Source organism: Amycolatopsis sp. NPDC043889, from assembly GCF_056435645.1.
This window is the reverse complement of record NZ_JBWKEC010000001.1, coordinates 1,061,218-1,078,101: the sequence shown is the minus strand read 5'-3', so window position 1 is coordinate 1,078,101 and position 16,884 is coordinate 1,061,218. Positions and strand designations below refer to the sequence as shown.

At 69.3% G+C, this 16,884-nt stretch carries 15 protein-coding genes and 1 tRNA gene; 3 read left to right on the top strand and 13 right to left on the bottom strand.

Annotated features, from left to right (window positions below; all coding sequences use genetic code 11):
• Positions 1-109 precede the first annotated feature (109 nt).
• Positions 110-574 carry a GreA/GreB family elongation factor gene (locus tag AC0685_RS05470; RefSeq protein WP_034310019.1) on the top strand — a complete coding sequence of 155 codons (465 nt, stop codon included), beginning with the start codon at positions 110-112 and terminating at the stop codon, positions 572-574.
• A 78-nt stretch (positions 575-652) separates the two neighbouring features.
• Here AC0685_RS05470 and AC0685_RS05465 read toward each other — a convergent pair whose 3' ends face one another.
• From AC0685_RS05465 to AC0685_RS05440, 6 genes are all read right to left on the bottom strand, one after another.
• Positions 653-2,185 carry a PstS family phosphate ABC transporter substrate-binding protein gene (locus AC0685_RS05465; protein WP_478224411.1) on the bottom strand — a complete coding sequence of 511 codons (1,533 nt, stop codon included), beginning with the start codon at positions 2,183-2,185 and terminating at the stop codon, positions 653-655.
• A gap of 72 nt (positions 2,186-2,257) precedes the next feature.
• On the bottom strand, positions 2,258-3,745 hold the full coding sequence (locus AC0685_RS05460) for a flavin-containing monooxygenase (RefSeq protein WP_478224410.1): 1,488 nt from the start codon (positions 3,743-3,745) through the stop codon (positions 2,258-2,260).
• Positions 3,742-4,227, bottom strand: a complete 486-nt coding sequence (locus AC0685_RS05455) for an NAD(P)/FAD-dependent oxidoreductase (protein WP_478224409.1) — start codon at positions 4,225-4,227, stop codon at positions 3,742-3,744. The genes AC0685_RS05460 and AC0685_RS05455 overlap by 4 nt, the downstream gene beginning before the upstream one ends.
• Positions 4,224-5,153 (bottom strand): ferritin-like domain-containing protein, encoded by a 930-nt coding sequence (locus AC0685_RS05450; protein WP_478224408.1) that lies wholly within the window; start codon positions 5,151-5,153, stop codon positions 4,224-4,226. Before AC0685_RS05450 ends, AC0685_RS05455 begins: the two co-directional genes overlap by 4 nt.
• Positions 5,153-5,968 carry an SDR family NAD(P)-dependent oxidoreductase gene (locus tag AC0685_RS05445; protein ID WP_478224407.1) on the bottom strand — a complete coding sequence of 272 codons (816 nt, stop codon included), beginning with the start codon at positions 5,966-5,968 and terminating at the stop codon, positions 5,153-5,155. The genes AC0685_RS05450 and AC0685_RS05445 overlap by 1 nt, the downstream gene beginning before the upstream one ends.
• Positions 5,965-6,891 carry an alpha/beta hydrolase gene (locus AC0685_RS05440; RefSeq protein WP_478224406.1) on the bottom strand — a complete coding sequence of 309 codons (927 nt, stop codon included), beginning with the start codon at positions 6,889-6,891 and terminating at the stop codon, positions 5,965-5,967. Before AC0685_RS05440 ends, AC0685_RS05445 begins: the two co-directional genes overlap by 4 nt.
• Before the next feature lie 44 nt (positions 6,892-6,935).
• Here AC0685_RS05440 and AC0685_RS05435 point away from each other — a divergent pair, with 44 nt between their 5' ends.
• Complete coding sequence (locus AC0685_RS05435; RefSeq protein ID WP_478224405.1) at positions 6,936-7,574, top strand: TetR/AcrR family transcriptional regulator; 639 nt, start codon at positions 6,936-6,938, stop codon at positions 7,572-7,574.
• An 82-nt stretch (positions 7,575-7,656) separates the two neighbouring features.
• On the opposite strand, the gene AC0685_RS05430 is transcribed toward AC0685_RS05435, so the two are convergent.
• Positions 7,657-7,730: transfer RNA gene (locus AC0685_RS05430), tRNA-Thr, on the bottom strand.
• 140 nt (positions 7,731-7,870) lie between these two features.
• On the opposite strand from AC0685_RS05430, the gene AC0685_RS05425 reads away from it, so the two are divergent.
• Complete coding sequence (locus tag AC0685_RS05425; protein ID WP_478224404.1) at positions 7,871-9,568, top strand: hypothetical protein; 1,698 nt, start codon at positions 7,871-7,873, stop codon at positions 9,566-9,568.
• A 462-nt stretch (positions 9,569-10,030) separates the two neighbouring features.
• Here AC0685_RS05425 and AC0685_RS05420 read toward each other — a convergent pair whose 3' ends face one another.
• From AC0685_RS05420 to AC0685_RS05395, 6 genes are all read right to left on the bottom strand, one after another.
• On the bottom strand, positions 10,031-11,239 hold the full coding sequence (locus AC0685_RS05420; RefSeq protein WP_478224403.1) for a DNA polymerase III subunit delta': 1,209 nt from the start codon (positions 11,237-11,239) through the stop codon (positions 10,031-10,033).
• Complete coding sequence (locus AC0685_RS05415) at positions 11,236-13,290, bottom strand: bifunctional MFS transporter/dTMP kinase (RefSeq protein ID WP_478224402.1); 2,055 nt, start codon at positions 13,288-13,290, stop codon at positions 11,236-11,238. The genes AC0685_RS05420 and AC0685_RS05415 overlap by 4 nt, the downstream gene beginning before the upstream one ends.
• Before the next feature lie 146 nt (positions 13,291-13,436).
• The gene (locus AC0685_RS05410; protein WP_478224401.1) at positions 13,437-14,051 is read right to left on the bottom strand and encodes a hypothetical protein; all 615 of its coding nucleotides are present in this window, start codon (positions 14,049-14,051) and stop codon (positions 13,437-13,439) included.
• Positions 14,052-14,064: 13 nt separating this feature from the next.
• Positions 14,065-15,285, bottom strand: a complete 1,221-nt coding sequence (locus tag AC0685_RS05405) for a hypothetical protein (protein WP_478224400.1) — start codon at positions 15,283-15,285, stop codon at positions 14,065-14,067.
• A 28-nt stretch (positions 15,286-15,313) separates the two neighbouring features.
• Complete coding sequence (locus tag AC0685_RS05400) at positions 15,314-16,087, bottom strand: ESX secretion-associated protein EspG (protein ID WP_478224399.1); 774 nt, start codon at positions 16,085-16,087, stop codon at positions 15,314-15,316.
• Positions 16,080-16,871 carry an ESX secretion-associated protein EspG gene (locus AC0685_RS05395; protein WP_478224398.1) on the bottom strand — a complete coding sequence of 264 codons (792 nt, stop codon included), beginning with the start codon at positions 16,869-16,871 and terminating at the stop codon, positions 16,080-16,082. The genes AC0685_RS05400 and AC0685_RS05395 overlap by 8 nt, the downstream gene beginning before the upstream one ends.
• Between the last annotated feature and the right edge of the window lie 13 nt (positions 16,872-16,884).

Sequence of the window (16,884 nt, the reverse complement as noted above, 5' to 3'; positions counted from 1 at the left end):
CAAGTAGTCAGGACAGGAGCCCTGAAGCTTAGGGCAACCGTCCCGGCCGATCACAGCGGGTGAAAAATCTAGGTGGCTAGCCGCCGATCCGTAGCGGACAATGCGCGGCATGGTGACCTCAGGGGACAACGGGTTCAGCCCGGCCGCGCGACGGCAGCTGGAGAAGGAACTCGCCGATCTGCGTGCGCAGCGCGACGCGATGGCGCCGCTCGTCGGTGAGCAGGAACGAACCGGCGACGCCGCCGATCAGGCGGAGGTGCTGGACCGCGCGGAGGCCGCCGCCTACCTCGACCGGCGCATCGCCGACGTCGCGGCGAAACTGGAGCACGGCGGCCGGAACAGCAAGGGTCTGCTGCCCGACGGCACCACCGTCACCCTCAGGTTCGCCGACGGCGACGAAGACGAGCTCCACATCGTCACGATCCCCGGCGAGGACGCCGACGCCTCCACGGTCACGTCGGACAGCCCGCTCGGCCTGGCGCTCGTCGGCGCCAAGGAGGGCGACGAGATCACGTACCGGACGCCGCGTGGCGAGACCAGTGCCACCGTCGTCACGCTGAAGCCGCCCGCTTGACCTCGGTCCAGGGGGTCGTGAGTGGCGATTCGGGTTCTAACCCGAATCGCCACTCACGACCAACCCGGCCCATCGCCTTCACGCACCCGGACGGCACAGCACCGGGTTCGCCAGTTCCGCGCACGGCCGGTGCCCGTGCGACCGGACGATGTCCTTGCCGACCTGATTCGTCAGGTACCGCAGGAAGCTCGCGACCAGCGAATCGGCCTTCGGCTCTCCGAACGTGTACGCGTACTCGGTCTCCCAGAACGGGTACGCCGCGTGGATCGCGCCCTCCAGGGTCGCCTGGTGGCCGTCGATCCGCACCGTCAGCACGTCCTCGCGTTTCGTGGCCGCGCCCAGTTCGCTGTAGCCCAGCGCGCCCGGCACCCGCGAAACCGCGTCGAGGACGTCGTTCGTGGACGGCTTCGCGCACCGCACCACTCCCGGCTGGGCGCCCGGCGCCGGTTTGAGGCAGTCGTCGGAGTTGTCGCCGGGTTCCCGCTTGCCCGCCAGGATCTGGGCCTCGAACGTCCGCCGCGTGCCGGAGTCGGAATGCCGGTCGACGAGCCGGACCGGCTGGTCCTTGCCGCCGATCTCCCGCCAGTTCGCGATCTTGCCGTCGTAGACGTCGCGGATCTGCGCGAGCGAAAGGTCCTGGACCCCGGCTTCCTTGTTGACCACAAGCGTGAACAGCGAGAACGCGACCGGACGCGGAAGCAGCTGCGGATAGCCCTCGCCCTTGGCACCGTCGGAAAACGCCAGCGTGCCGTCGTTCGCCGCCTGGTTCAGGCTGCCCAGCCCTTCGGCGCTCCCCCGGCTGTCGAAGGCGAACGACGCTCCCGGGCACGTCTTCGTGTACGAAGCCGTCGCTTCCTTCAGCACCGGCGCGAAGGCCGTCGACCCGGTGATCGTGAGCTTCCCGGACGCGCAGTCCAGCGGCGGCGGCTTCTCGTCGAAGAACAGCGAACGGGTCAGCTGGAAGATGCTGATCACCACGAGGAACAGGACCAGCGCCATCACCGAGCCCGTCGGCCCGGTGCGGCTCTTGGTCTCCCGGAGGCTGCCGCCCTTGATCTCGCCGACGACCTGAGGATCGTCGAAGGCGTCGGGCGAGCCGTTGGGGACGCGGTCGAGCACGGCGAGGATCTTGTAGTGCGCGCCGCGGTTCAGCGGCACCCTCGGCAGGTCGATCACCCCGGCGGGTTGCTCGGGATTCTCGTCGCGCGCGCCGAAACCGGAGTCGTCACCGAAACACTCGTGCAGATGCGGCGAACTGAGTTCGGTCACCACCATCCCGGCCACGGTGCGGCCGGGGAACTTCACGCGGATGCCGACGCGGTCGTTCTCGTTGACCGCGTAGTCGTCGGTGTCGATGTCGGTGGTGCCGTTGTTCTCGATGCGCAGCAGCACGAACGACGGGTCGACGAGCCGTTCGCCGTTCTCGTGCTGGAGCTGCGCCAGCGCGTCGGCCGTCGGCGCGAACCCGCGCCCGGACGCCGTCGGGGTGTCCATCTGCACGCGGTAGCCGAGCCGTTTGCGGCCGACGAGCACGAACTCCCACAGGAACGCGACGGCCGGGACGGCGATCCCGACCACCGCGAGCAGGACGTCCCAGGGAAAGCCTTCCAAGACCAGCCTCCAGGTTCGGGGTGTCGAACCTATGGCTCATCCCGGCGCGGGACGGCGTACTTCAGCCAGTGTTCACCGGCCGTCCGCGAAGGCGTAGTCGTCGAGGTCGAAGAACCGGCTCGTCACCATCGTTTCCAAGGTCGGCGAGGCACGGAAGGGCACGTCCCCGTTCGCGTCGAAGTAGTAGCTGTTGGCCAGTGAACAGCTGTCCTGGAAGAACACCTGGTGCTTGCGGCGGTCCAGCATGCTCCGGAAGTACCGGTCGTTGGCCTCGTTCGTGACCTCCACCCGGGTCGCGCCTGTCTTCCGGGCATTGCGCAGGCACCGGATGATGTGCGCGGTCTGCGTCTCGATCAGGTTGAAGTACGAGGAACCGTTGTAGCCGTAGGGTCCGAGAATGGTGAAGAAGTTCGGGAAGCCGGGGACGCTGACGCCCTGATAGGCCTGAAACCGGTTCTCCGCCCAGAACTTCTCCAGATCGGCGCCGCCGAAACCGCGCACGGTGAAAGCGGGCATGTTGCCCTTCTCGAACACCTTGAACCCGGTCGCCAGCACCAGGACGTCGACCGGGTGCTCGGTGCCGTCGGCGGTGCGCACCCCGGATCCGGTGATCGCGTCGATACCCGTGGTCTCCAGCGTGACGTTGTCCCGGTCGAACGTCTGGAGGTACTCGTTGGAGAAGCTCGGCCGTTTGCAGCCCAAGGCATAACGCGGCGTGAGCTTCTCGCGGGTCACGGGGTCCTTCACCGCGCGGCGCAGATGCGCGCGCCCGATCCGCTCCCCCGCGCCCGCGGTCGGCAGGAGATTGTGGAAATGCGCGGCCAGCGGGAAGGTCACCTCGACGAGTGCCTGGCTGGCCAGCCGGGACACCAGTTTCGCGCCCGGCAGCCGCCGCAGCGCGAGCCGCGCCGGCCGCGGCAGGACGGCGTCGGGTTTGGGCAGGCACCAGATCGGCGTGCGCTGGAACACCGTCAGGTGACCCGCCTCCGGCGCGATGGACGGGATGACCTGCACGGCCGAAGCCCCGGTGCCGACGACGGCGACGCGTTTCCCGCGCAGATCGACGCCGTGGTCCCAGCGCGCGGTGTGCATGACCTCGCCGCGGAAACCATCGAGCCCGTCGATGTCCGGCGGTTTCGGCTGGGTGAGCACGCCGGTGGCACCGACCACGAACCGTGCCGTCATCGACCAGCCCTCGGCGGTTTCGAGGCGCCACAAGTGCGTTTCGTCGTCGAAGGTCGCGGAGACGACCTTGCTGCCGAGGCGCGTGCGGCGGCGGATGTCGTACTTGTCGACGCAGTAGTCGGCGTACGCCTTCAGCTCGCGGCCCGGCGCGTAGACCCGCGACCAGCCGGAGATCTGCTCGAACGAGAACTGGTAGCTGAACGACGGGATGTCGACGGCGACACCCGGATAGGTGTTCCAGTGCCAGGCACCGCCGACGCCGTCGCCCTCTTCCAGCATCAGGAAGTCCTCGAAACCCGCCTTGTGAAGCAGGATCGCGGCACCGATACCGGAGAAGCCTCCGCCGATGATCGCGATCTCGTGGTCCGGCGTCATGCGGGAAGTCCTTCCTTGGCGAAGAGCGAACTGGCGCCGAGCACGACGACGTCCGCCTGATGCTCGATACCTTCGGCCGTGCGGATCCCGTCGGGTGCGAAGGCGTAGACCGGCCAGGTGATGAGCTTGCACCCGGGCCGCCGCAGCGCCCCGTAGTAGCCGAGACCCGGCGCCGTCCGCCGCGAGCCGAAGCGCCGGTCGGGCGTCAGGAGCCTGCGGATCCAGGGGTCTTTCACCTGCCAGCGCAGGAAAATCCGGGCGACGGTGATGCCGAGGACGTTCGGTCCGGGGACCGGCATCGGCACCACCCAGTCGGGTTCTTCCTGGAACACCTTCACCGAACGCGCGGTGGCCGCCACTTCGGGCACGATCTGCGCCGCCTCGCGGCCGGGCGCGACCACGGCCACCCGCTGCCCGGAGAAGTCGTGCCCGAACCACTCGGTGCCACGCAGCACCTCGCCCCGGAATTCGCCGAGGCTCACGACGCGACCGGTTCGTGGGTGATCTCCTCGGTCCACGACTGCGGCTTTCCCAGCAGCCGCGCGGGGATCAGCCGGGTCACCTTCACCATCGGGTCGGCGAGCAGCCGGTGGTAGACGTGCGAGCGGTCGACGATCATCGCCGCCTGCGCCTTGAGCACGTGGTACGCCGGGATGCGTTTGGTGAACTCGCCGCGGCCGCCGATCGTGGAGAACCGCTTCACGGCGTTGTACAGCTTCTTCTCCGGCAGGCCCATCGCGACGATGTTGTCCCGCATCTTGTTGATCAGCGGGACGAACACCACGATCAGGCCGAGGACGATCTGGGGTTTGAGCGAGCCGACGGATTCGGTGAGGAGCTTGGTCGTGGAGCCGGCTCCGATCAGTTCCAGCACCTCGAAATCGGCCGTGATGTGCCGGGCCTCGTCGGAGTTGATATGCCGGAACACCTGGTGGCACACCGGATCGGAGACCTCTTCCAGCAGGAACTTCACCAGTGCGCCGTCCAGCGCGCATTCCAGCAGCGGGATGAGCGTGGCGAGCGCCGTCAGCGGGAGCGTGTCGCCGTAGTCGTCGAGGACCTTGATGGCGAGCTTGACGTTGATGTTCGGCTCGGGCATCGAGCCGTGCTCGTCGAGCATGCCCCAGCGTTTCATCAACGCCAGTTCCGCGTTGGCGTGCTTCTGTTCCTCCGCGTGGAAGTAGCGGTAGATCTCCTGGATCACCGGGGTCGGCGCCTTCTTGGCCAGCGAGGCGAACCCGCGGGCGCCGACGTGTTCGATCCACACGAGATCGGCCATGAACGGCCGCATCTTGGCGCGCAGTTCGTCGGTCATCGTCTCGGCGCCGGGCGCGTCCCAGTCGATGTCGGCCAGCGACCATTGCTTGTCCTTGATGGTCTGGAGCATCGCGTCGAAGTCGTAGGCCATCACTTCTCCTTTTCGGCGGGCAGGAACCGGCCGAGCAGACCGGCGATCCGCGTGTACGGGACGGGCACGAACCGCTTGGCGTGCCAGAGAAGCTGAGCGTCGGGTTGCGGCACCACGTACAGGCGTCCGCGATCGTGGGCGTCGAGCGTCATCTTCGCGACGCGCTCCGGCGAGAACCCGACCACGTCGGAGACCCGCTTGGCGAGCCCGCGAGCCTCGGCGTCGATGAGTTCGCCGCCGAAGATGTTGGTGCGCACGAAGGTCGGGCACAGCACGGTGACCCCGACGCCGGTGCCGGACAGTTCGGCGGCCAGCGTTTCGGAAAGGCTGACGACGCCTGCCTTGCTCACGTTGTACGCGGCCATCCTCGGTGCGGCGGTGAAACCGGCGGCCGACGCGACGTTGATGACGCCGCCCGCCTTCGCCGCGCGCATGGCGGGGACGAAGGTGTGGCAGCCGTGGATCACGCCCCAGAGGTTCACGCCGAGGGTGCGTCGCCAATCGGACAGCGGGCTCTCCCCGACGAGCTTGCCGCCCGCGCCGATCCCGGCGTTGTTGACGACGAGGTCCGGCTCGCGGCCGAACCAGGAGCGTGCCTGGTTCGCCAAGTCCGCGACTTCGTCCACATCGGACACATCACAGGCGATGGCGACCGCGTTCTCGAGTGTTTTCGCGGTTTCCTCGGCGGCTTCGAGGTCGATGTCCGCGCAGACGACCCGGCTGCCGCGCCGGACGAGCTCGGCCGCGATCGCCCTCCCGATCCCGCTGCCCGCGCCCGTGACGACGGCGTGTGCTCCGTGGGTCCGCTTCGTCATGCCGCCCTCACGATCGCCGGTAGGTTTCCGGCGAGGAAGCGGCAAGCCCGCTCCATCGCCGGTGCCGCTTCGGGAATGAAGCGGGTCAGTGCCTGGAAGACGTGCATCTGGCCGGGGACCACTTCGAGTTCGCAGTCCGCTCCCGCGCGGCGCAGGGCCCTGGCCAGCTCGATGGCGTCCGCGGCGAGCATTTCGAGCCCGCCCGCCTGGATGATCGTCGGCGGGAAACCCTTGATGTCGTCGAAGGCGAACCGGAGCCGCGCCGAAGCGAGGTCCGCGTCCACTGTGTACAGACCGACCAGCCGCGCGGCCGCGGCGGCCGAGATCATCGGGTCCGGGCTCATGCGTTCTCTTTGGGCGGCCAACGAAAACGTCACGTCGAACAGCGGCGAGAAGAGGGCCAACGCGGCAGGCGGGTCTTTTCGTTCCCGGATCAGCTGCGCGGCGAGGTCGACCGCGAGATGCCCGCCCGCGGAGTCACCCGCGACAAGGATCCGCCGGTATCCCTGGTCGAGAAGCCGGTCGTAGGCCGCGCGGACGTCGTCAGCGGCGCTCGGGAAACGATGTCCGGGCGCGAGGCGGTATTCGCAGGCGAAGACCGGCAGCCCGGTGCCGGCGGAGACCCGTGTGGTCAGCCCGCGATGGGTGCGCGGCGAGCAGAGCGCGTAACCGCTGCCGTGGAGGTAGAGGACCACGGCGTTGCCTTCGGTCACCTCGGGCGCGCGGACCCACTCGCCGCGGATGCCCGGCTCGACGCGGCTCCCCTTCAACGGCGGCGAGGCCAGCCACAGGCTGCTCGCGATGAAGGCGCGGGAGAAGGCGACGCCCACCCGGTTGGCCGGGATCGCGTTGGCGATCGGCCGCACGAAAGCGGACGTCAGCGCGGCGGCCAAACCGGTTCGCAGGCCATTCTGCGGTCGCATGCCCTCAGAATGAATCTGAGGGCACCTGCTGTCAAGATGGAAGGGTGACCGCGTCCCGCCGCTACAGCGGCAAGACCGCCGACGAACGCCGCTCCGAACGACGGCTCGCCCTCCTCGGCGCCGCCCTCGACATCTGGCAGGAACAAGGCTGGGCGGCGGTCACCATGCGCGGCGTGTGCGCGCGGGCGAACCTGACCGACCGGTACTTCTACGAGAGCTTCGCGAACCGCGACGCATTGCTCGCCACCGCTTGGGAACAGGTCCGCGACGAGACCCTGCGGATGGTCCTCGACGCCGTCGCCGCCCACATCGAGCAACCCGCGCTGGAGCAGCTGCGTGCCGCTGTCGACGTCGTCGTGCACCACGTGCAGGAAGAGCCTGCCCGCGCGCAGATCCTGTTCGGCGACCACGCGGGCAGCGCGGTGCTGGAGCAACTGCGGCGGCAGACCGTCCAGGAGACCACCGGCCTGCTGATCGAACTCGCCCGGCCGCATCTGAAGCCGGACGTGGACGGGCTGGAGTTCCGGGTCAACGTCCTGCTGGGCATCGGCGGCTTCGTCGAGATCATGCTCGCGTGGCGCTCCGGCCTGCTCGACGCGGACGCGGACGCGCTCGTCGGCCACCTCACCGGAGTGGGCACTTCGCTGTCGCGGATGTTCCTCAAGGGTGACACCAACGGGTGAATTTCGGGGCGGCCAGCGCCGTCGGCCCCGGAAACGGCTCAGGGCCCCATCCGGAGTATCCGAATGGGGCCCTGACCTGCGGAGCCGCCTAGGGGAATCGAACCCCTGACCTATTCATTACGAGTGAATCGCTCTGGCCGACTGAGCTAAGGCGGCGAACATCGGGCTCGCACCCGATGACGGGGACAAGTGTAGCGGAGGCTTGAACGTCACCTTCCAGGGCCACCGTCGTTAAGGTCCTATGACGCCGGTCTCAGTCCCCCAAGATCGGCCCATCCCCACTGGAGGACCTGTTCATGCGGCAACGACTGCCCCGTGTGCTGGCGCTTCCGGCCGCCGCGGCCCTGCTTCTGCTGACCGCGGCCCCGGCGACCGCCCAGACGATCCCGACCACGCCGATCCCCGATCCGGCGAACCCGGGACAGCCGCCGATGTCGGCGCCGATCGGGCCGCAGCCGCTGGGCAAGGCGGTCGGTGACGCGGGGGCGGCGCTCGGCGTCCTGCGGTTGCTGCCGAACGCGGTACCGACGAGCGCCATCCTCCCCGGAGCCGGCGAGATGCTGCCGAAGCAGTCCGCGCTCGAGGCCGGGATGGGGCTTTCCAGCGCGCAGGCCAACTCCGAGGCCTACCTGAGCTACGAAAAGGCGATCGCGCAGTCGTCGCCGTTCGGCCTGTCCGCCGCGGGCAACGCGCCGCAGACGCCGGGCAGCCTCGTGCAGACGGCACTGCCGGACAACCCGAAGCCGATCAGCGGCGGCCTCAACGCGCCGAAGAACCCGCTGTTCAACCTGGGCCTGCTCAACGGTGAGGCGCACGCGCGCTGGAGCCCGACGCTCGGGCCGTGCGTCGGCACGATCGCCGATTCGAGCACGTCGATCGCGAACCTCGCGCTGCTGCCGACCATCCCGAACATCCCGGGCGCCGACCAGCTGACCCAGGCCTCCGACCAGCTCAAGGCGGGCCTGTCCGCGCTCGGCCCGCTGGCGAACCTGGGCGGGCTGCTGTCGGGCACCAGCACCAACGCCGACGGCAAGGGCGCCGTGCTGAGCCTGCCGAACACGCTGTCGTCGCGTTCGGTCGTGCGGCTGGTCGACATCCCCGGCTCGAAGAACAAGGCCGTCGAATCGACGTCGACGCTGCAGGCGGCCAATATCGAGCTGCTGAAGGGCACGCCGCTCGGCCTGACGATCAAGGTCGCCAGCCAGCCGACGCTGCGGGTCACCTCGACCGGCGACAAGAAGACGTCGAAGGTCGAGTACACCGCGCCGGTGCTGCAGATCGTCCGCGGCGACAAGGTGCTGTTCACCCTCGACGCGAACAACCCGACCAAGGACATCCCGATCGGGATCCCGCTGCCGTCGCTCAAGCAGGTCCCCGGCTTCGAGCAGCTGAAGAACGTGCCGGTCGTCGGTGGGCTCGCCGAGATGATGGACGGTGCCACCAAGCACCTTCCCGGCGGCGAGGCCGGGAACGGGCTCACCCTCGACCTCGGGGTGCTGAAGCTGTCGATCGCCGGGCTGAACCAGAAGTCGAGCGACATGACCTCGCCGTTCAAGGGCTTCCAGATGGGTGCCTCGGCGCGGCTGCTGGACCTGCAGATCCTGCCGACGACCGCGTTGCAGAAGGCGCTCCCGCCGGAGGCCGCGAAGAACCTCCCGTCGTCGCTGGCCCAGGTCTCGCTCGGCGAGCAGATCGCCCGCGCGTACGCGCCGGCCGGCGGTGTCGAGTGCGGCACGGCTCAGGCACCCCCTGCCGGTAACAACGGTGGCGCGGCGCCGAAGGGACCGGTCAAGAACCTGGCCTACACCAACGCGGCCTACGACACGGTGCCGATGTTCTGGACGGGTACGGCGATGCTGCTGATCGGTGTCGTTCTCGTGGCCGCCATGCCGGGACGGCGTCGGCTCGCGGTGGTTCCCATCGCGAAGAACTCGCCCGGGTCGCCGGGGTTCAAGCCTTCGCCGCGGCCGCGCTCGCTGGACTCGGAGGATTAGACGGGGCGAGGAGGGTGATGAACGGCCCTTTCACGCCTAGCCCCGGCGTGAGAGGTCCGTTCGTACGTGGGGCCTTCGCCGCTTTGATGCGGTGAAGGCCCCGTGCTTTGGATTTCGGCGCGGCGGATGACACACGGTCACCGGGGCAGTTCGGTGCGGGTGTGTGGAAATGGAGACGTTGAGTGTCCCTGTTTCCACACACCCCTCTCCCGATTGCCTTGCCTGATGCCCCCAATGTCGCATCAGGGACACTGAGCGTCTCAAATGCGACATTGGGGGCAATCACCGCCACCGCCCCGCGAACCCGAAGCGACTTCACTTACCCACAGCACTTGTCCACAACCATCCCCACCTGTGGACAACTCCCGCGACCAGCCCTTTTCCCCCTCCACCCCCGGTAGACTGGACTCGGGGTCGCCCCCCTGGGACGGGCGGGGGCTGGGGTGTGGCGAGCCGAGCGGGTCAGCCTTGGCGCAGGGTGGTGACCATGGCTTCGACGGCGATCCTCGGCTTCACGTTCAGGTCGATGGCCTCGCGGCATTCCAGGACGGCTTCGAGCCGCCGCAGGATCGAGTCCGGCGCCCAGGCGGAGGCGGCCTGCGCGATTTCCGAGGCGTGGTCGGGGTGGTTCAGCGTGGCGCCCGCGCCGCTCGCGGTCACGAGCACGTCCCGGTAGAACGCGGCCAGGTCCACCAGCGCGAGGTCGAGAGTGTCCCGCTGGGTTCGGGTCGCGCGGGACTTCTGGCGCTTCTCGAGCTGCTTCACGGCGGCTTCGGCGGCTCGTTTCGCCCCGGCGACGCCCTTCCCGATGCCGTCGCCGCCCATCGCGGTGCGGAGTTCGGAACGCTCGGCCTCGTCGCGGACCTTGCTCTCCTCGCCCGCGTCGGCCTCCGCGGCACTGATCAGCTGATCGGCGCAAGTGAACACATCGGACGGACGGCGCAGGCCGAGCGGGATCCGCAGCACGGTCGCCCGCCGCTGCCGGGCAGCCTCGTCGGTCGCGAGCCGCCGCGCGCGGCCGACATGTCCACTCGAGACGGACGCGGCCCACCGCGCGCGTTCGGGATCGATGCCGTCGCGCTCCATGAGCACCTGCGCGATCGCCTCCGGCGGCGGTGTCCGCAGCGTGACCAGACGGCACCGCGAGCGGATCGTCACCGACACGTCGTCCGGGTGATCCGACGGCGCGCACAGCAGGAACACCGTGCGGTCCGGCGGCTCCTCGACGGCCTTCAGCAACGCGTTCGACGCGCCTTCGGTCAGCCTGTCGGAGTCCTCGATGATCACCACCTGCCACTTCCCGGTGGTCGGGCGGCGGGCGGCGGCCTGCACCAGCGAACGCATTTCCGCGACGGAGATCGAAAGGCCTTCGGGCACGACGAGCTTGACGTCCGCGTGCGTCCCGGCCAGCACGGTGCGGCAGCCAGGGCATTCGCCGCATCCGGTGCCGGTGCTGCACTGCAACGCCGCCGCGAAGACCCGCGCGGCCGTCGAGCGCCCCGAGCCCGGCGGACCGGTGACCAGCCAGGCATGCGTCATCGCGCCGGGCGCGACAGGTTGGTTGTCGACGATCCGCGCGGCCGCGGCCGACGCCGTGGAAAGCGTGCGCGCGGCGGGCTCCTGGCCGACGAGCTGCTTCCAGACACCGATCAGCGCAGGGGCTTCCGTCATCTCACCTCGACCTTTTCCTCCGCCGGAGCGAGCCCGGCGAGCCTGCCGACGAGCACCGCGCGGATCGCCGTCCGCACCCGGTCGCTCACCTCGTCCTCGGTGCCTTCCGCGTCGACCACGACGTACCGGTCCGGGTCGGCGGCGGCCATTTCCGTGAGCAGATGCTGCACCCGCCACTGCGCGTCCAGTGATGCGGACTTCCGCATCACGGTGCCGGGATCGGCGTCGAGCAGGATGGTGATGTCGGGCCGCAGCCTGCCGGTCGCCCAGTCGGCGAGCCCTTCGAGTTCCTGGCTGTCCAGGCCGGCCACCGCGGACAGATGCGCCAGCGGCGAGTCCACGAACCGTTCCATCACCACGACGGACCCGGCGTCGAGCGCCGGCTGGATGTCCCGTTCGACGATGTCCGCCCGCACCGCGGCGGCGGCCAGCGCCTGCGCCCGCGCACCGGACAGCGAAGCACCTGAGACAAGTTTCGCGAGCCGCTGATCGTCCAGCGCCGGGTCGGCCGCCAGCACGACCGGACGCGTACCCGCGCGCAGCCATTCGGCCAGCCGCGCGGCCTGCGTCTCGGTGTTGATCGCCCGCGTGCCTTCGAGCGCGATCAGCAGCCCGTTCACCCGACGCGGGCTACGGCGCAGGGCGTTGCGGAGGTCGGCGAGGATCGGCTCGGCCCGCCGGTCGTCCATCTGCCGGTACGCGAAGATGCCGGCGAGCAGCGCGAGGATGCCGCCGCCGATCATCACCGGCCGCGTGCCGTCGATCGTGATCGTGCCGCCCCACAGCTCCACCTCGGTCGTCCGGACCGCGCTGATCAGCACCGGCACCAGCACCGTCGAGCCGAACAGCACGATCTTCATCAGCGACTGGTAGATCGCGTTGATCCGGCCGCGGATGGAGTCCTCGATCCGCGAACCGATGATCGTGACACCGGTCAGGAACGCCGTCCCCGCCCAGACACCGACCGCGGCGACCGCGACCAGCGAAACGGCGAGATGCGGCGACAGCGCCACCACGACGAGGCACAGGCCCGCGGCGACGATCGAGATCCCGAACAACCGGTCGTGCGCGAGCCGCCGCGCGAGCTTCGGGGCCACCGCCATCCCGGTGGCGAGCCCGAGGAAGACGGCGAGGACGAGCAGGTTGAACGCCGCGTCACCGGCGAGCAGGCTGGACGAGTACGGCTTGGCCGAACCGATCACCGCGCCACCGGCGGCGAACGCGCCGAAAGCACCGATCATCAGCCCGCGGACCAGCGGCGTCGTCCGCACGAACCGGGCGCCGTCGGCGATCATCTGCCGGAAGCCGAACTTCTCCTCGTCGGCGGCCTTGACCTTGGGCTTCTCGACCGCGTGGACGTTGCGCAGCGACAGCTCGGGGATCCGGGTCGCGATCACGATCGCGCTGGTCAGGTACAGCAGGCCGGTGATGACGACGGCGACCTTGGCGATGCCGAGCTGGGCGTCGCCCTGGAAGAAGTGGAACGTCGTGTTGCTACCGGTGAGCACGGCGTTCGCCCCGGCCGCGGTGATCACCGCGAGGCCGTAGGTCATCACCATGCCAAGCTGGTTGGCCGTCTCGACCTGGTCCGGACGGCGCAGCAGGTTCGGCACCGCCGCGTCCTTCGACGGGATCCACATCATCGAGCAGCAGCCGACCAGGAAGTTGCCGACGAACACCCACCACGGTGTGCCGACGAACGCGATCGACAGCAGGAACCCGCACCGGCCGAGGTCGCAGAGCACCATCACCTTGCGCCGGTCGAACCGGTCGGCGAGCAGCCCGCCGAGCGGGGCGAACAGCAGCCCCGGCAGCAGCGAGGTCAGCACGACCCCGACGAACGCGAAGTTCTGCGCGGCGTAGTTGTCGGTCAGTTTGGTGACCAGACCGGTCAACGTCAGGAGGTTCAGCCAGTCCGCGACGCTGCACAGGTAGGAGACACCCCAGATCCGGCGGAACGGCTTGATCGCCAGCACCCGCCGCACGCGGTGCATGGTGGAAGCGTCACGCCCCGCCGAATCACCCGTGCCCGCTTCGGGCACCGACTGCACGCCCTCGCTGATACGCCCACCCCACTAGTCACGCGGCGCCGAGGTGCGACCCGGGTCAACACCGGGTACCCCGACCGTACGGCCAGGGTATCCCGATGGGTGAGGTATGGACGGACGGCCCCGTCCGGCGCTATCCGCCGGACGGGTTACCCGAAGATCCCCGCGATGCTGTTGAACAGGCTGGACAGCAGCTGGATGGCGAGGACCGCGAAGACGATCATGAGGGTGATCGCGATCATGACGCCTGCCATGTTCGACGACGGTTTACCGAGCCGCGGCATCTGCATGGAGCGTTTTGCCCGCCGTACTTCGACTTCGGCCTCTTCGTCGACCTCGACCGGCTCTTCCTGCTTCACGCGCCGGGGCTGGCGGATCAGCTGGGAAGGCCTCGACGGCCAGGTGCGCTGCTGGGGCAGGATCCCGATCGGCGCAGCGCCTTGCTCACCGACCGTGCTGACGATCTTGGCGGGCGACTGCGCGGCGGTCTGCTCGGGGCCCGGGTCTTCGGCGGGCCGCTCGTCCGCGAGCATGGCCGCGTTGACCATCCTGCTGACGACTTCGGGGTCGTGCTGTACCGGTCCCGGCACCTGCACGCGGACGTCGTCGGCTCCCGCCGAGGGGGACGCCGGGGCCGTCGCGCCGGTCGTGACCAGCCCGGACAGCGGGTCGGCGAACGTGTCGCCCGGAGGATCTGCCTGAGTGCCGTCGCCTTTCACGAAGTCGGGGGCATCGAAGAAGGGGGTTTCGCCCTTCCCGCTCATGGTGACCACCTCACTACGGAATGTCCTCTGCTTCCAGGGTAACCACCTCGGCCCGCCGCACATCCGCCCAATGGGCCAGATAAATGTCACGCGCCGCGAGACTGATCTTCACATCCTCCAGCAAAGGTTCGAAGAAGGAACGCCGGTACCGGGCATCTGTCGCGGTCGATGCGGCGAAGTACAGACCGGAGAAGACGGCGAGGAAAACGGAGACGTTGACGAGCGCGGAACTCACCGGAAGGGGGACACCCAGCAGTGTTCCGGGCGCCGATTCGCGGCCGGCGAACTCGGTCACGACCTCCGGGCTGAGGATCAGCACCCCGAACACGACGAAGAAGGCGAACACCAGCACCCCGAACGCCACGATCTGCACCGCTTGGGCGAAGAACAGCACCAAGGCGATGTTCAGGCGCTCGATCTTCGTCAGCGCGCGCCGGTCCGGTGGAGGCGTGTCGTCGTCGAACGGCGTGCCGCGCAGGACGGTCGCCCCGGGTTCCACGGTCCAGGACTTCAGCTCCTTGATCTCGTCGGAGAGCATCGACGCCAGGAACACCGCGCCGATCAGGACGAGGAAGCCTGCCACCAGCCACAACCGGCCGGGGGTCAGCCGTTCCACGGCCTGCCACAGTTCGGCGGTGAAGAAGCTGAACATCACCACCAGCAGGAGCAGCGGCAACGCCCGTGACGCCAGCGAGCCGATGGCTCTGACCTGGGCGACCGCGCTCCGCGCCGCCCAGGTCAGGATCGAACCGACGCCGATCCGGACCAGCAGCATCAGCACGCCCAGCGCGGCGAGGTTGGCGAGCACCGCGATCCACAAGGGGTTGTCCCACGCCACCAGCCCGGTGAGCCGCTCGCCGAGCGGCAGTACGAACAACCAGAAGCCGATCGTCGCCGCCATGACGGCCAACCGGACCCGGGTGCGGCTCAGCACGCGGAGCAGCTTCGCCATCAGGCGACCGGCGATCACCGGGACCACGACCACGGCGAACGTCAGCGCCAGCACGCCGAGGACGTAGCCGACACCGCTGTCGCGCATCCTGGCCGCGAGCACGTCCTCGGGGACGTCGAGCAGCTTCAGCAGCCCGGCCAGCAGCAGGTCGAGCAGGCACAGGAACACCAGCCCTGGTGTGGACCGGCGCAACATCCCCGCCCCGCGCCTCCGCCGGTGGATGACCATCGGCAGCCCTCGCCGCCGGAACCACGCGTCGGCCGCGCGCCGGTCCAGGTCCATGCCTCCCCCTCGTCCTCGCTCAAGGCGGCTACGTCCGGCTCAAATCCACCGCCTCGTGCAGCCAGCCCGCCAGTGCCCGGCGGTCCATTCCACCGAACATCAGCCACCCTTCGGAAGGGGCGGCGTACAACACGAACCTCCCCAGATCGTTGTCGACGATCACGAAGCCATAGTCCGGGTACTCGGCGTTCAGTCCGCCGAAGGCGACCAGATCGAGGATCGCCGTGCCGGTCCGCGGACGGCTCAGCGTGTCCGCGACCAGGCCGACCCCTTCGTCCTGGCCGGGCAGCGGCACGCCGTGCCCGTCGATCCTGATGCGCATCGGCTCGGTCTCACCGGCGGGGACGTGCGGGAGCCCGCCGAAGACGCGGGCGCCAAGCTCGCCGAAATCGCTCAGGCTGAACGTGGTCCGCCGCCCCGTCCTCATCCGCCAGACGACCGCCTGATGCCCGTCGCCGTAGCAATCGACGCGCACCGAGCGGGGCGCGGACGCGAAGACGCCGGTGAGGACGCCTCGCACCGAACCCCGCAGCATCACGCCGTGCATCCGGACCGCCGCGGGATGGATTTCGCCGTTCTCCATCAGGCCTGCTTCTTCGAGCATCGCCGCCTTGGCCGCGTACCGCTCGGCCTGGGTGACGAGATCCGCCGGCTCGTCGTACGACGGGCACAGACGGCGGATCTCGTCGTCGGTGATCTCGGGGTCGTAGCCCAGGTACACGCTCCGCCGCTCGGGCACGGCGCGCAGCACCGGCTCGGCGGCGCGCCTCATCAGTTCCTTCACGGTCGCCGGTTCACGCATGGTTCTGCACCGCCTTCACGATCCATTGCTCGGCCGTCGACCGGCTGGCCGGGCCCCAGGTGAGCGTCCAGCGGCCGTCGCCGTCCATCGCCGCGCTGAACTGGTACCGGCCGAGGTCGTTGTCCACCAGGCCGAACGCGCCGTGCGGGTACTCGGCGAGGATGGCGTTCCGCACCGCGAGATCGACGAGGACCGTGCCGTGCCGCGGCCGCGAAGCACCCTCACGGATCACCTCGACGGCTTCCCGCGCCCGCACCGGGATCAGCCCGCCCGCGTCCGTCTCGATGCGCACGGTCTCGCCGGTGCCGGGCGGATGGTCGGGCAGCCCGTCGAACACCCAGCCCGGCAGCGCGCTGAGGAAACCGGACCGCAGCCGCGCTCGCCTGCCGAGCTTGTTCAGCACCGTGGTGTAGGCCTCGTCGCCGAAGAACCGGACCTCCCACGGCTCCGCGCGCGACGGGAACACCCCGGTCACCACGCCACGGATGAACCCGCCGCGCAGCGCGCGATACAGCCCGACGGCCTCGGGCGTGACCTCACCGCCGGGGGCCAGCCCGATGGTCGCCATCCCGCTCACGAACCGGGTGTACTGCTCCACCTCCTCGGCAAGCGTGAGCCCCGGAGTCGGCTCCTCGCCGGCGAGGACCGGCGGCACGGCGAGCTCCGGATCGTAGAACTCCATCACCGAGGGACGCTCCGGAACCTCGGCGGCCAGCGGGGCGATGACCTCGTCGATGACGTCGAAGACAGCGGTCGTTGAAGTGCTCACCTGACCATTGAACACCCTGGTACCGACA

Bases quoted from the DNA above. Each gene is read 5' to 3' on its own strand.
- AC0685_RS05470 (WP_034310019.1), top strand. From the start codon at position 110: ATGGTGACCTCAGGGGACAACGGGTTCAGCCCGGCCGCGCGACGGCAG.
- AC0685_RS05460 (WP_478224410.1), bottom strand. From the start codon at position 3,745: ATGACGCCGGACCACGAGATCGCGATCATCGGCGGAGGCTTCTCCGGT.
- AC0685_RS05450 (WP_478224408.1), bottom strand. From the start codon at position 5,153: ATGGCCTACGACTTCGACGCGATGCTCCAGACCATCAAGGACAAGCAA.
- AC0685_RS05445 (WP_478224407.1), bottom strand. From the start codon at position 5,968: ATGACGAAGCGGACCCACGGAGCACACGCCGTCGTCACGGGCGCGGGC.
- AC0685_RS05440 (WP_478224406.1), bottom strand. From the start codon at position 6,891: ATGCGACCGCAGAATGGCCTGCGAACCGGTTTGGCCGCCGCGCTGACG.
- AC0685_RS05425 (WP_478224404.1), top strand. From the start codon at position 7,871: ATGCGGCAACGACTGCCCCGTGTGCTGGCGCTTCCGGCCGCCGCGGCC.
- AC0685_RS05420 (WP_478224403.1), bottom strand. From the start codon at position 11,239: ATGACGGAAGCCCCTGCGCTGATCGGTGTCTGGAAGCAGCTCGTCGGC.
- AC0685_RS05410 (WP_478224401.1), bottom strand. From the start codon at position 14,051: ATGAGCGGGAAGGGCGAAACCCCCTTCTTCGATGCCCCCGACTTCGTG.
- AC0685_RS05405 (WP_478224400.1), bottom strand. From the start codon at position 15,285: ATGGACCTGGACCGGCGCGCGGCCGACGCGTGGTTCCGGCGGCGAGGG.
- AC0685_RS05400 (WP_478224399.1), bottom strand. From the start codon at position 16,087: ATGCGTGAACCGGCGACCGTGAAGGAACTGATGAGGCGCGCCGCCGAG.